The 12,217-nt window shown below is 74.0% G+C and carries 11 protein-coding genes and 3 tRNA genes; 12 read left to right on the top strand and 2 right to left on the bottom strand.

Going from position 1 to position 12,217, the window contains the following annotated elements:
• Positions 1–84 precede the first annotated feature (84 nt).
• On the top strand, positions 85–1,173 hold the full coding sequence (locus ACFWIC_RS24020) for a hypothetical protein (RefSeq protein ID WP_329951485.1): 1,089 nt from the start codon (positions 85–87) through the stop codon (positions 1,171–1,173).
• Between the two features lie 78 nt (positions 1,174–1,251).
• On the opposite strand, the gene ACFWIC_RS24025 is transcribed toward ACFWIC_RS24020, so the two are convergent.
• A complete protein-coding gene (locus tag ACFWIC_RS24025; protein WP_380519993.1) occupies positions 1,252–2,352 on the bottom strand; it encodes a M48 family metallopeptidase in 1,101 nt (366 codons plus the stop codon).
• 299 nt (positions 2,353–2,651) lie between these two features.
• Between ACFWIC_RS24025 and ACFWIC_RS24030 the strand changes: the two genes are divergently transcribed.
• The 8 genes from ACFWIC_RS24030 to ACFWIC_RS24065 all read left to right on the top strand — a co-directional run bounded on the left by ACFWIC_RS24030 (position 2,652) and on the right by ACFWIC_RS24065 (position 7,402).
• Positions 2,652–2,798, top strand: a complete 147-nt coding sequence (locus ACFWIC_RS24030) for a hypothetical protein (RefSeq protein ID WP_329885152.1) — start codon at positions 2,652–2,654, stop codon at positions 2,796–2,798.
• A 185-nt stretch (positions 2,799–2,983) separates the two neighbouring features.
• Complete coding sequence (locus tag ACFWIC_RS24035) at positions 2,984–3,142, top strand: hypothetical protein (RefSeq protein ID WP_327676842.1); 159 nt, start codon at positions 2,984–2,986, stop codon at positions 3,140–3,142.
• 153 nt (positions 3,143–3,295) lie between these two features.
• Positions 3,296–3,928: a nicotinate-nucleotide adenylyltransferase gene (nadD, locus tag ACFWIC_RS24040; RefSeq protein ID WP_329885153.1), complete on the top strand. Its 633-nt coding sequence runs from the start codon at positions 3,296–3,298 to the stop codon at positions 3,926–3,928.
• Between the two features lie 18 nt (positions 3,929–3,946).
• Positions 3,947–5,842 carry a LytR C-terminal domain-containing protein gene (locus ACFWIC_RS24045; RefSeq protein ID WP_380519994.1) on the top strand — a complete coding sequence of 632 codons (1,896 nt, stop codon included), beginning with the start codon at positions 3,947–3,949 and terminating at the stop codon, positions 5,840–5,842.
• 128 nt (positions 5,843–5,970) lie between these two features.
• Positions 5,971–6,441 carry a ribosome silencing factor gene (gene rsfS, locus ACFWIC_RS24050; RefSeq protein ID WP_329885155.1) on the top strand — a complete coding sequence of 157 codons (471 nt, stop codon included), beginning with the start codon at positions 5,971–5,973 and terminating at the stop codon, positions 6,439–6,441.
• A complete protein-coding gene (locus tag ACFWIC_RS24055) occupies positions 6,438–7,085 on the top strand; it encodes a histidine phosphatase family protein (protein WP_329885199.1) in 648 nt (215 codons plus the stop codon). Before rsfS ends, ACFWIC_RS24055 begins: the two co-directional genes overlap by 4 nt.
• A gap of 134 nt (positions 7,086–7,219) precedes the next feature.
• Positions 7,220–7,292: transfer RNA gene (locus ACFWIC_RS24060), tRNA-Ala, on the top strand.
• Positions 7,293–7,329: 37 nt separating this feature from the next.
• Positions 7,330–7,402 (top strand) — tRNA-Ala (locus tag ACFWIC_RS24065).
• A gap of 169 nt (positions 7,403–7,571) precedes the next feature.
• Here the strand turns inward: ACFWIC_RS24065 and ACFWIC_RS24070 are convergent.
• Positions 7,572–8,561, bottom strand: a complete 990-nt coding sequence (locus ACFWIC_RS24070; RefSeq protein ID WP_380519995.1) for a helix-turn-helix transcriptional regulator — start codon at positions 8,559–8,561, stop codon at positions 7,572–7,574.
• 103 nt (positions 8,562–8,664) lie between these two features.
• Between ACFWIC_RS24070 and ACFWIC_RS24075 the strand changes: the two genes are divergently transcribed.
• The 3 genes from ACFWIC_RS24075 to ACFWIC_RS24085 all read left to right on the top strand — a co-directional run bounded on the left by ACFWIC_RS24075 (position 8,665) and on the right by ACFWIC_RS24085 (position 12,199).
• Positions 8,665–10,137, top strand: coding sequence for an MFS transporter (locus ACFWIC_RS24075; protein WP_380519996.1), 1,473 nt, complete (start codon positions 8,665–8,667; stop codon positions 10,135–10,137).
• A gap of 206 nt (positions 10,138–10,343) precedes the next feature.
• Positions 10,344–10,416: transfer RNA gene (locus ACFWIC_RS24080), tRNA-Ala, on the top strand.
• A gap of 151 nt (positions 10,417–10,567) precedes the next feature.
• Positions 10,568–12,199, top strand: coding sequence for a hypothetical protein (locus ACFWIC_RS24085; protein WP_380519997.1), 1,632 nt, complete (start codon positions 10,568–10,570; stop codon positions 12,197–12,199).
• Positions 12,200–12,217: the final 18 nt, after the last annotated feature.

Below are 12,217 nucleotides of genomic sequence, written 5' to 3' on the forward strand. Positions count from 1 at the left end.
CGGCTGCCACTGGTCACGGAGAGCTTCCGGTGTTCTGTGTCAGAGGCCTCGTGGCGGGGCGAGGGTGCGCCTTACCCTGGTGTCATGGGTGACCCGCGTGAGCCTCCGGAGGGTGCGCCCGACGGTGGTTCCGGAAACGACGACGAATACCGGTCCGTGGTCTTCGACGAGTCGTTCGTCCGCGCTGCCCGGATCCAGGAGCTGTCGGCGCGGGAACGGCTGGCCGGCGCGTACGGCAGGGCCACCCGGCCCAAGGTCCGCCTCGGGCCGCTGGGCACCGTGCCCCGCCAGGCGCTCGCCCTGCTGCTGGTGATCCTGCTGGCCTTCGGCGCCGCCGTCTACTTCGGAGTGAGCTCGCCGACGCGCCCCGCGGCCCGGCCCGAGGGAAGTCAACTGACCGTCAGCCTGGTGGCGTTGAGTCCGGCCTCGGCGGTCCGGGCAGTCGCCGACCCGGCCGACCCGTTCGCCGGACTGCCGCCCGGCTACGGCGACGGCGCGGTCGGGCTCGGGACGCCGGCCGGGGCCGCGACCGGGCACTTCTCCCGGATCGAGGTGACCAAGGCGCTCGACACCGTCCAGCGCTACCTGGTCGCCTCCTCGCTCGCGCCCGCCACGCTGGTGCAGGGCGCGACCGCCGACGTCCGGGCCTTCGTGACGCCGGGCGAGCAGGCGCAGTTCGACGCCAGCGTGGTCCAGCCGACCGACGACCGGCACCACGCGCTGACCGGCTGGCTGGTCCGGTTCGACCCGGCGCAGGTCGCGCTGGCCGCCGACACGGTGAAGGTCGCGGGCGCGATGCGGATCGACGAGGCGGACAACGGGACCCTGGAGATCGCCACCGACCACACCTTCGTCTACGCGCTGAAGGCGGCCGGTGCGCCGAGCGGCGCGCCGGTCACCCTGGAGACCGTGCGGCGACAGCTGAGCTTCGAGTTCGACCGGACCGACCTGGCGTCGGCGCGGCTGAGGCTGGTGGACTCGGTGCTGCAGGCCGGGCCCGCGCCGTGCGACGGCTCGCTGGCCGGCGCCGTCCAGCCGGTGCTGGCGACCGCGGACGCCGCCGCGCCGCCCACGCCGCCACCGGCCTCGCCGTCCACGGTGCCGCCGCCCGTCGATCCGGGCAACCACGCCCGGCCGGCGTGGCAGATGTGCGGGGTGCTCGCCGGGAGCTGAGGCGGGAGCCGTCGGGCCGGGGCAGCGGGACGGCCCCCGGCGGGTGCCGAGGGCCGTCCTGGTGTGCGGGGGAGCGGGTCAGCTGCCGTCGCGGGAACCGTCGCCGTTGCTGCCGTTCCCGTTCCCGTTGGCGCCGTTTCCGTTGCCGCCGCCGTTGCGGGTGGCGCCGGTGAAGGTGTCGCGCAGCTTGCCGCCGACGGTGGCCGCACCGCCCGCCACGTCGCGGATCAGGCCCATCAGCGGGTCCTTGCTCTCCTTCACCGTGGTCGTGTAGTGGTCGGCGGCGGCCTTCCACTGGTCGCCGACCGAGGTCTCGGAGTCGTCGGTGCGGCGCGGGTAGGCGCCGGCCAGGATCGAGCGGTACTCGTCGCCCTCCGCCCACTTCTTCAGCTGCGCGACCCGGACCACCGCGAACGGGTGGCTCTGCGGCAGCACCTGGAGCAGCTTGAGCACGCCGTCGCGCAGGTCCCCGGCCTTCTCGTACTCCTCGGCCTGCTCCAGGAAGGCGTCGACGTTCATCTCGGCCAGGTTGTGGCCGCCGGCCAGCTTCATCAGGGCCCGCATGGACGCCTGGAGGTCCTGTCCGGCCAGCAGGCCGGCCCGGTCGCTGGAGAGCTCGGCCTTGCGGAACCACTCCTTGAGCGCGGTGATGATCGCCATGATCGCCAGGTTGCCCAGCGGCACCCAGGCGATCCGGGCGGCGATGTTGGTGAGGATCAGCAGCATCGTCCGGTACACCGCGTGGCCGGACATCGCGTGACCGACCTCGTGGCCGATCACCGAGCGCAGCTCCTCCTCGTCCAGCAGCTCCACCAGGCCGCTGGTGACCACGATGATCGGCGTGTCGATGCCGATGCAGAACGCGTTGACCGCCGGGTCCTGGGTGACGTACAGGTCCGGGACCTTGTCCAGGTCGAGCACGTAGGCGGCGTCGCGGACCATGGCGTGCAACTCGGGGAACTGGCGCTCCGAGGTCTTCACGGCGGTGGCCAGGAACATCAGGCGGATCGAGCGCTCGGAGACCAGACCGGCGAGCTTCCTCAGCACGTCGTCGAAGCCGGTCAGCTTGCGCAGCGCGACCAGCGCCGAGCGGTCCGCCGGATGCTCCCAGGCCCGGGTGGAGATCTCCGGGAACCGCTGGCGGCGACGGCTCGGGGTCTTCGCGGTCGTGTCGGTCATGTGTGAGTACCTCCTGGTCGACGGCGGCCCCGGCCGCTGGCCGGCCCCCGCTGCTCTTCGCCTACAACGACTGTCTCTGCAACGTCCGCGGTTGCGTACTCGTCCCCGCCGACACCCTACGTGCGCCCGGGCGGGCGCCCGTGGCGGGCCCTGGGCGGGGCCCGGGTGCGTGCCCGGCGACGCGTTTCCGGGGCCGAGGGGGCGGTGGGCGGCGCCGGTGTGAGGCCGGTTTACCCTGAATGCCCGGGAGAGCCGAGCCAGACCTGGCCGCGGCACCGAGCAGTCCGAGGAGCCCGCAGATGTCCACCGAAGCCCTTGTCAGCCTGGCCGCCCCGATCTCCTCGGAGAACGGTCCCGGGATCTTCCTGCGGATCATCGTGGTGGCCTCGTTCGTCGGGGTCGGCCTGCTCGCCTGGCTCCTGCTCCGGGCCGGCCGCAACAACTGACCTGCCGCGGACCGGCGGTCGGCCGTGCATCGGCGCGGGGACGTCCGCGGGCGCGGGCTCACGGCGGTTCAGACGCGGTGGGCCGCCGAGCGGTTGCCGTGTAACCCCCCGTACGATGACGGACGGGCCCTCACCGGCCCGACGACACCTCCTGCCCGTCACCGAGCCGAGAAGGTCCGCCGACCATGAGCACTGCCGCCGCACTCCCCGTCCTGAACCTTCTCGCGAACGAGGGCGAGGGGGGCAACCACGACAGCCTCAACCCGTACCTGACGGGTGGCGCCGCCCTGTTCGTCCTCCTGCTGCTGCTCTTCGTGACCACCCGCTTCAACAAGGACCGCTAGGCCCGCAGGCAGGACCGCCGGGCGCTCGACCCGGCGGCCGACGGCCCGGGGGAGCGTCCGGCGGAGTAGCCGGCCGCTCCCGTACGTGTGCCCGGAGGGCCCGGCCCCCAGGCGTTCCCGCACCGTAACGGGCGTCGCGTAAGGTGTGGCGCCATGGGAGAGCAGACCGGGAATTCCGGCGGATCGGCGCCGGTGAAGAGGCGCCTCGGTGTGATGGGCGGCACCTTCGACCCGATCCACCACGGACACCTCGTCGCCGCCAGTGAGGTCGCCAGCGCGTTCCACCTGGACGAGGTGATCTTCGTCCCGACCGGACAGCCCTGGCAGAAGAGCGACCGCCACGTCACGCCCGCCGAGGACCGCTACCTGATGACGGTCATCGCCACCGCGGAGAACCCGCAGTTCTCGGTCAGCCGGATCGACATCGACCGCAAGGGACCGACCTACACCGTCGACACCCTGCGCGACCTGCGGGCGCTGCACCCCGACGCCGACCTGTTCTTCATCACCGGCGCCGACGCGCTCGCCCAGATCCTCTCCTGGCGGGACTCCGACGAGCTCTTCTCGCTCGCCCACTTCATCGGTTGCACCCGGCCGGGGCACACTCTGACGGACGCCGGGCTGCCGGTGGGCGGGGTCTCCCTGGTGGAGGTCCCGGCGCTGGCCATCTCTTCCACGGACTGCCGCAACCGGGTCGCCAAGGGCGAACCGGTCTGGTACCTCGTCCCGGACGGCGTGGTCCGCTACATCGACAAGCGTGCGCTCTACGCGCCGCACCGGACCTGATCCCGGAGGGGCCGACGGATGAGCGATCGCAGGGGACCGCAGGGGCAGCCGGGGCAGCCGGAAGACTGGCCCGCCGGGCAGTACCAGCAGCAGTACCAGCAGGCCTACCAGCAGCAGGAGCCGCTGTACGAGCCGTACGAGCAGCCCGAGCAGCAGTACGACCAGTACGGCCGGCCGGTGCAGCCCGCGCAGCAGGCGTACCCGCAGCAGGACGACTGGTCCACCGGGCAGTACCCGCAGCAGTACCAGCAGGGCTACCCGCAGCAGGGCGGCTACGGCGGGCAGCAGCAGGAGCCGGCGTACGAGCCGTACGAGCAGCGTGAGCAGCAGCAGTACGACCAGTACGGGCAGCCGGTGCAGCCCGCGCCGCAGGCGTACCCGCAGCAGGGCGGCTACGGCTACCAGGACCCGTACCAGCAGCAGCAGGTCTACGACCCGTACCAGCAGCAGGCCCAGCAGCCGTACGCGACCGCGCAGATGCCGGTGGTGGCCGAGCCGGAGCAGACCGCGCCCGAGGCGCCCGCCGCCGTGCCCGCGCCCGCCCCGGTGACGCCGCGCCCCCGGCTGCCCCGGCCGACCGCCGCCGAGCCGGCCCCCGCCCGGCCCGAACCGCCGTCCGAGCAGGTCGGCGGCAGCCGCGCCGCCAAGGGCAAGGCCCCCAAGGGCGACTACCCGACGGGCGAGTTCACCTTCGTCGACGACGAGGAGGGGGAGGACTCCGAGGACGTCATCGACTGGCTGAAGTTCGCCGAGTCCCGCAGCGAGGTTCGCGCGGAACGCCGCCGCAAGCTGCGCAACCGGCTGGTCGGCGCCGGCGCGGCGCTGGCGCTCGTCGGCGCGGGCGTCGGCGGCTACCTCTGGTTCACCGGTGACAAGGAGAGCGCGGCCGTCGCCGCCGGACCGCGCCAGGTCAACGTGGTCCACCTGCGCGACCTGCAGGGCAAGGTGTCGAGCGCGCTGCTCGTCAACGACGCCGCGGGCAAGAAGGGCACCGTCCTGCTGCTCCCGGACACCCTGCGGCTGCCCGGCCCGGGCGACCCGCCGATCACCACCGTCGGCCAGGCCATGGACAGCCTCGGCGCCTCCGGAACCCGCGACGGCCTGGCCACCGTGCTCGGCGCCCCCGTCGCCGGCACCTGGCGGCTGGACACCCCGTACCTGGAACTGCTGGTCGCCCAGCTCGGCGGTGTCCGGGTGGACACCGACGCGGAGACCCGCGAGGGCGGCAGGCCGGACGGCAAGGTGCTCTCCGCCGCCGGGAAGAACACCCTGCTGAACGGGAAGGCGGCCGTCGCCTACGCCACCCTGCAGAACCAGGGCGAGAGCCGTGACGCCCAGCTGGCCCGGTTCGGCCAGGTGATGGACGCGGTGGTGCGCACCATGCCCGTCGAGTTCAAGGACGCCAAGGACGACGTCCACCGGATGAACGCGGTGCTCGACCCCTCGCTGCCCGAGGACGCCCTGGCCGGTGTGCTCACGCAGCTCGCCCAGCTGGCCAGGAACGGTCAGTTCGGCGCCACCGCACTGACCGTGAAGCCGGACGGCACGCTGGACGAGGCCACCGCCGGCAAGCAGGTCAAGGACGTGCTGGGCGGCACCGTCAAGGCGGCCACCTCCGCCGACGCGCCGGCCCGCGTCTCCGTCCAGGACGCCACCGGGAACGACCAGGCGGCCGCCGCCGCACAGGTCCAGGTGGTCAACGCCGGCCTCACCTTCGTCCCCGGCGGGGCCAGGACCGCGCCGCAGCCGGCCAGTGAGATCCGCTACACCGACGACGCCCGGCAGGCCGCCGCGAAGTCGCTGGCGACCAGCCTCGGCCTGCCGGAGACGGCCGTGAAGAAGGTCGCCGAGGCGCAGAACGCGGACCTGCTGGTCGTTCTCGGCAAGGACTACGCCCCGCCGAAGACGCAGTAGGCACCCGGCTCGCGTCGGGCGGCTCCGGAAAACGGTTCCGGGGCCGCCGGGGCGGCGTGAGATCCTGGAAGGCGATCCCGGCGCCCCGCGCTCCGGGGCGCCCCAAGCCTCCGAGCCGGAAGAACACCGTGACCGTCACTGACCACAGCCAGGAACTCATCAACGTCGCCGCCCAGGCGGCGGCCGACAAGCTGGCCCACAACATCATCGCGTTCGACGTCAGCGAGGTGCTGTCGATCACCGACGCCTTCCTGATCGCCTCGGCCAACAACGACCGCCAGGTCCGTTCCATCGCCGAGGAGATCGAGGACCAGCTGCGCGAGAAGCTGGACATCAAGCCGGTCCGCCGGGAGGGCGAGCGCGACGGCCGCTGGATCCTGCTCGACTACCTGGACATCGTGGTGCACGTCCAGCACTCCGAGGAGCGTTCCTTCTACTCGCTCGACCGGCTCTGGAAGGACTGCCCCGAGCTGCCCCTGCCGGAGGACGCCCTGGCCTCCCGCAACCGGCCCGACGCCCACACCGACGCGGTCGGCAACGCCGTCACCCCGGCCGAGCAGGCGCCCGCGGACGACTTCGGCGCCGAGGACTACAGCTGAGCCGGGACGCGCGGGGCCCGCGCATCGTCTTCTGGCGGCACGGCCAGACGTCCTGGAACCTCGAGTCGAGGTTCCAGGGCACCACGGACATCGAGCTGACCGGGCAGGGCGTGCTGCAGGCGCAGCGGGCCGCCCGGCTGCTCGCCGGCCTCCGCCCCGACCTGCTGATCTCCTCCGACCTCAAGCGGGCCCGGCGCACCGCCGAGGAGCTGGCCAAGGTCACCGGCCTCGACGTGCAGCACCACGAGGGGCTGCAGGAGACCTACGCGGGCTCCTGGCAGGGCCTCACCAACGCCGAGATCCGCGCCCGGTTCCCGGAGGAGTACGCGGCCTGGGCACAGGGCGAGCCGGTCCGGCGCGGCGGCGGTGAACTCTCCACGGAGGTCGCCGACCGCTCGGTGCCGGTGGTGCTCGACGCGGCCGACAAGCTGCCCGAGAACGGCACCCTGGTCGTCGTCAGCCACGGCGGCACCATCCGCACCATGCTGGGGCGGATGCTCGGCCTGGAGCCGGAACTCTGGGAGTGCTTCGGCGGGCTGTCCAACTGCTGCTGGTCCGTGCTGGGCCGGGGCGCGCGCGGATGGCGACTGCTGGAGCACAACGCCGGCACGCTGCCGGAGCCGGTGATCGGCGACGACACCTGAGCGGTGCGCGGAGGGGGCGTGGAGTGGTCTACGGGGAGCGGATTTCGCAGTTCCGGGCCTGACCGGTTAGAGTCTTCCTCGTTCGCACGGAGGAAACGCAACCCGGTCAGGGAAGCGGGAAATCCGGTGAGTGCGGGGCTGTAGCTCAGTTGGTAGAGCGCTTGCATGGCATGCAAGAGGTCCGGGGTTCAATTCCCCGTAGCTCCACTCCGCACCTGCGGTCCGCGAGGGCCGTGCGTGTCGCGGGGCTGTAGCTCAGTTGGTAGAGCGCTTGCATGGCATGCAAGAGGTCCGGGGTTCAATTCCCCGTAGCTCCACAGACGACGAGAAGGCCGCCACCCACCGGGTGGCGGCCTTCTCGTCGTGCGCTGCGTCCGGGCGGCGCTCGCCGCGTGGGCCCTGTCCGGTCGCCGGTCGCCGGTCGCCGGTCGTGGCGGTCGTGGCGGTCGGGTGGGTCGGGTCGGTCGCTCGGCTCGCTCGGCTCGCTCAGCTCGTTCCGCCGGAGCGGTCGGGACAGGTGTCGGAGTGGTCGCACGGGTTGGCCCAGCCGCCGGGCGGCAGGGTGGCCAGCCGCTCGATCCGTTCGCGGTCCGCCGGCCCGTCCGGCGTGTAGACCACCACGAACGTCTCGGGCACCCCCGGGATCGTCAGGTAGGTCGCGTTCAGCCGCAGCACCCCCACGTCCGGGTGCCGGAAGACCTTCAACGACGTCCGCTGCGGCGCCACCTCCTGCCGGGCCCACAGCTCCCGGAAGTCCTCGCTCACCGCGGCCAGCGCCCGCACGTGGTTCTCCCAGACCGGCTCGCCGACATGCTTGCCGTACGCGTTGCGCAGCACCGCGACCATCTGCGGCAGCGCCTCCTCCCGGTTCAGGAAGGGGTTGCAGCACGTGGGGCTGGTCACCGTGCACCAGAGGCTGTTGAACCAGCCCTCGTCCGTCCGTGCCCGGCTCGCCGCGAACAGCGCCTCGTACGGTCCGTTCCAGGCCAGCACGTCGAACCGGGTGTTGGAGACGGCGGCGGGGAGCGGCACCAGCGCGTCCAGGATCACCTGGGTCGACGGGTCCAGGACGGGCGGCTCCGGTTGCGCCGGCGGACGCACCGCTACCTCGGCCAGCCGGAGCAGGTGCTCGCGCTCGGTCGCGTCCAGCCGCAGTGCCCGCGCCACCGCGGTCACCACCTGCTCGCTGGCGTTGATCGGACGCCCCTGCTCCAGCCACGTGTACCAGGTCACCCCGACGCCGGCGAGCTGTGCGACCTCCTCCCGGCGCAGCCCCGGCGTGCGGCGGCGCAGCCCCGGCGGCAGGCCGACCTCCTCGGGGGCCACCCGGGCCCGGCAGGCCCGCAGGTACCGGGCGAGCTCGGACCGGCGGCGGCCCCGGCGGCCGGGCGCGGCGCCGCCGGCGGTGGAGGCGGGAGGAGTGGTGGGGCGTTCGGTCGTGAGCCCGGCGGCGCCGCGGTCGTCCAGGACGGTCATACCCGCCATCGTGCCGCAGCCCGCCCGGGCCGGACAGGGTGCTGCCGGTACCAGGATCAGCAGGCTCTAACCACCGGTACCGGCGCTCGGTGACGCTCGGTCCATGACGGATCTCCAGACCCGGCGCGGCCCGTCCGGCGCCGCCCCACCCGCCGACCCGCTCGGCGCCCCACCCGCCGCAGCGCCGGGCACCCGGCCCGGGCTGCTCCTCGCGCTCGTGCTCTGCGGCCAGTTCACGGCCGTCCTCGACACCGCCGTCGTCAACGTCGCGGTGCCGACCATCCGCACCGACCTGGGCGCCTCCGGCGCCGCCCTCCAGTTCGTCGTGGCCGGTTACACCGTCGCCTACGCGGTCCTCCTGATCACCGGTGCCCGGCTGGGCGCCCGGTACGGCTACAGCCGGCTCTTCCAGCACGGCCTGGCCCTCTTCACCGCCGCCTCGCTGGCCTGCGGGCTCGCCCCCTCCACCGGCTGGCTGATCGCGTTCCGGCTGCTCCAGGGCGCCGGCGCGGCCCTGATGGTGCCCCAGGTGATGAGCCTGGTGCAGCGGACCTTCACCGGACCGGCCCGGACCAGGGCGCTCGGGCTCTACGCGGCCGTGCTGGCCGGGGGCGTGGCGGCCGGTCAGGTGCTCGGCGGGATCCTCGTCAACGCCGATCTGTTCGGTTCGGGCTGGCGCCCCGTGTTCCTGGTCAACGTGCCGATCGGGCTGCTGCTCCTCGCGGCCGGTGCCCGGCTGCTGCCCGACCTGCCCGGGGACCGCGACCGCGGCTTCGACGTCCCCGGCCTGGCCGTGCTGGCCGCAGCCCTCGGCCTGCTGGTGGTGCCGCTGGTGCTCGGCCACGAACTGGGCTGGCCCGCCTGGGGCTGGGCGATGCTCGGCGCCGGCACCGCCCTGGTCGTCGTGTTCGTGGTGGTCGAACGGCGGATCGCGCGGCGCGGCGGGCAGCCGCTCATCTCCGGCCGGGTCCTCGGAGCGGCCGGTCTGCTTCCGGCGGCCGGCGCCCTGTTCATGATCATGGCGGCCTTCGCGGGCTTCATGTTCGCCTTCGCCCTGCACCAGCAGACCGGACTCCACTACAGCGCGCTGCACGCCGGACTCTGCTCGGCGCCGATCGCGGTCGGCTTCGGCGTCGCGAGCCTGCACTGGCAGCGGCTGCCCCGTCGGCTGCACGGCGCCCTGCCGGTCCTCGGCACCGCGCTCCTCGCCCCCGGCTACGTGCTGCTCGGTCTGATGCTGGGCGGTGGTACCGGGGTCGGTGCGGGCGCGCTGCTGCTGACCGCCGTGCTGGGGCTGGTCGCGGGCTGTTCCTACGCGCCGCTGTTCGCCCGGGCGCTCGGCCGGGTCGCCCCGGCGGACGCGGCGGATGCCAGCGGGGTGATGGTCACGACCATCCAGCTCGGCCAGGTCGCCGGGGTGGCGCTGCTCGGCTCGGTGTTCCTCGGCTCGGTCGACGTGCCGGCACCCGCCCGGGACTCCGGGTACGCCCTGCTCGTCACCACGGTCGTGGCCGGCGTGGGAGCGGCGCTCGCGGCCTTCTTCGCGGTGCGGGTCCGGCGGGCGTCGGCCGAGTAGCGCGCCCGGTCGCGCGCCCACCGCGCGCTCACCGCACGGGCCGGCCGCGCGGTGGGCCGGCGCGGTTGCCCTGCGCCGTGGACCCGTGCGGCGGGCCTGCGCGGTGAGCCCGGAGAACGGATTCGTGGAGCACCCCTCCGACCGTGTAAAGTAGGCGATGTCGCCGAGGGAAACGGAACGAAACCCCCGGTGACACTGCAAGTCAAGGGGCTGTAGCTCAGTTGGTAGAGCGCTTGCATGGCATGCAAGAGGTCCGGGGTTCAATTCCCCGTAGCTCCACAGAAGTCGAAGGCCGCCTCCCGGATCGGGAGGCGGCCTTCGGCGTTCTCCGGGGTCGGGGCCGCCGGGCGGGGCCGGGCCGGCGCGGGGCGACCGCGGCTTTTCGCAACGCCGGGGCGTGCGGCCCCGGCGGACCGCTACCGTCGGAGCCATGGCGGATCTGGAGCGCAGACGCAACGAGGAACTCGCCCGGATACTGCACCAGCTCGGCTGGAACCCGGAGCGGCTGGCCCGCGAGGTCAACCTCGCGCTGCCGGCGCGGCTGGCGATCAGCTCCACCGCCCCCTACAAGTGGCGCGACCGCGGCATGGTCCCGCGCAGTCCGCACGACCAGGCCGTCTGTGAGGTACTCAGCCGCACCCTCGGTATCGCCGTCACCTACGAGCAGCTCTGGGGCCGGATGGGCGGCCACCGGGGCGCCAAGATCCTCTCCCCGCGGCTGCTCACCGACCCGTGGACGGCCGACACCGCGCAGACCGCGCTGCGTGAGGCGGCCACCGATGCCGGACCGGTCCGCCTGGCCGACCTCTTCCGCGACTCGGACCTCGCCGAGGCGGCCCGCCGGCTGACCACCCCGCCGCCGCCCGTCGCCGGCGGTGACGGCGTGCTGCGCATCGCTCCCGGCCTGGTCGGTGAACTCGACCTCGGGTACCGCAGCAAGCTCCGGTTGGAACGCTCCTGCGGCGGCGGACTCGTCCTCGGACCGGCGCGTGCCGAACTGGCCATGGTCGCCAAGCTGTTGGAGCTCGGCGCCTACGACGAACCGCTCGGCCGGGCCCTGTACGGCGCGGCCAGCCGACTGGCCGGGCTGGCCGGCTGGGCGGCCTACGACCTCGGCCACGAGGCCGCCGCCCAGCGGGCGTTCGCGGCCGCGCTGCGGGCTGCGCACGTGAGCGGCGAGCACGGACAGGGGGTGGCGGTGGTGGGCGGCCTGGTGGTGCTGGCCACCCAGGGGGCGGGCGGACGCGGGCCGGACGTGGTCACCGTGCTGGCGGAGGCGGTGGCGGCGGCCGGGGACGCGCTCGGTCCGGCCGACCGGGCGCTCCAGTTCGGACGGATCGCGCGCGCGTACGGACGGCGGGGCCACGGGGACGCCCTGGCCGAGGCCGCGGAGCGGGCCTTCACGGAGCTGGGCGCGGTCGGGGTGGGCACCGCCGCCGGTGCGGGACGGGCGGTCGCCGGGGGCGCCGAGGCGGACGGGTACGGCGGGGGTGACGGGCTCGGCGGAGGTGACGGGGTCGGGACGGCCCACGGGGTCGGCGGAGTTGCCGGCCCGGGTGAGGTGCGGGCCGATCTGGCGGGCATGGTGGGGGAGGGGTACCTCTTCCTGGGCGACCACCGGCGTGCCCAGGCCCTGCTGGCCGAGGCGGTGGCGGGCCTCGGACCCGACCGGGCGCGGGCCCGGGCCCTCCTCATGGTCAGGCTGGCCGACTCCCGGCGCCGCACGGGTGACACGGCTTCGGCGATCGCCACGGCAGACGAGGCCCGGGCGCTGGCCGCAGGGATGCAGTCGGAGCGGGTCGCGCGGGCGCTGCGCGACATCGACGCGGCGTTCCGGGCGGCGACGGCGACGGTGCCGTCCTCGGCGGCGACCGCCGATCCGGCGGAGACGGCGACGGAGGCGGCGACGGAGGCGGCTTCGGTCTCGGCGGATGTTCCGGGGGTGGCGGAGGTGCCAGGGCCGCGTGACGGTGGTGCGGTCGGCGGTACTGCCGCGGGCGCCCGTACCGGAACCACCCGTGGGGGTGCGGAGGAGACCGCCGGAACCGCCGTCGCGGTCTGAAGCGCAGTCCCGAACCGC

It is taken from the genome of Kitasatospora sp. NPDC127035 (genome assembly GCF_042726075.1).
Lineage (GTDB): Bacteria > Actinomycetota > Actinomycetes > Streptomycetales > Streptomycetaceae > Kitasatospora.

What these genes read in the sequence shown, in the direction of transcription:
- ACFWIC_RS24020 (WP_329951485.1), top strand. Translation starts at nt 85, where the DNA reads ATGGGTGACCCGCGTGAGCCTCCGGAGGGTGCGCCCGACGGTGGTTCC.
- ACFWIC_RS24025 (WP_380519993.1), bottom strand. Translation starts at nt 2,352, where the DNA reads ATGACCGACACGACCGCGAAGACCCCGAGCCGTCGCCGCCAGCGGTTC.
- ACFWIC_RS24030 (WP_329885152.1), top strand. Translation starts at nt 2,652, where the DNA reads ATGTCCACCGAAGCCCTTGTCAGCCTGGCCGCCCCGATCTCCTCGGAG.
- ACFWIC_RS24035 (WP_327676842.1), top strand. Translation starts at nt 2,984, where the DNA reads ATGAGCACTGCCGCCGCACTCCCCGTCCTGAACCTTCTCGCGAACGAG.
- nadD (WP_329885153.1), top strand. Translation starts at nt 3,296, where the DNA reads ATGGGAGAGCAGACCGGGAATTCCGGCGGATCGGCGCCGGTGAAGAGG.
- ACFWIC_RS24045 (WP_380519994.1), top strand. Translation starts at nt 3,947, where the DNA reads ATGAGCGATCGCAGGGGACCGCAGGGGCAGCCGGGGCAGCCGGAAGAC.
- ACFWIC_RS24070 (WP_380519995.1), bottom strand. Translation starts at nt 8,561, where the DNA reads ATGACCGTCCTGGACGACCGCGGCGCCGCCGGGCTCACGACCGAACGC.
- ACFWIC_RS24075 (WP_380519996.1), top strand. Translation starts at nt 8,665, where the DNA reads ATGACGGATCTCCAGACCCGGCGCGGCCCGTCCGGCGCCGCCCCACCC.
- ACFWIC_RS24085 (WP_380519997.1), top strand. Translation starts at nt 10,568, where the DNA reads ATGGCGGATCTGGAGCGCAGACGCAACGAGGAACTCGCCCGGATACTG.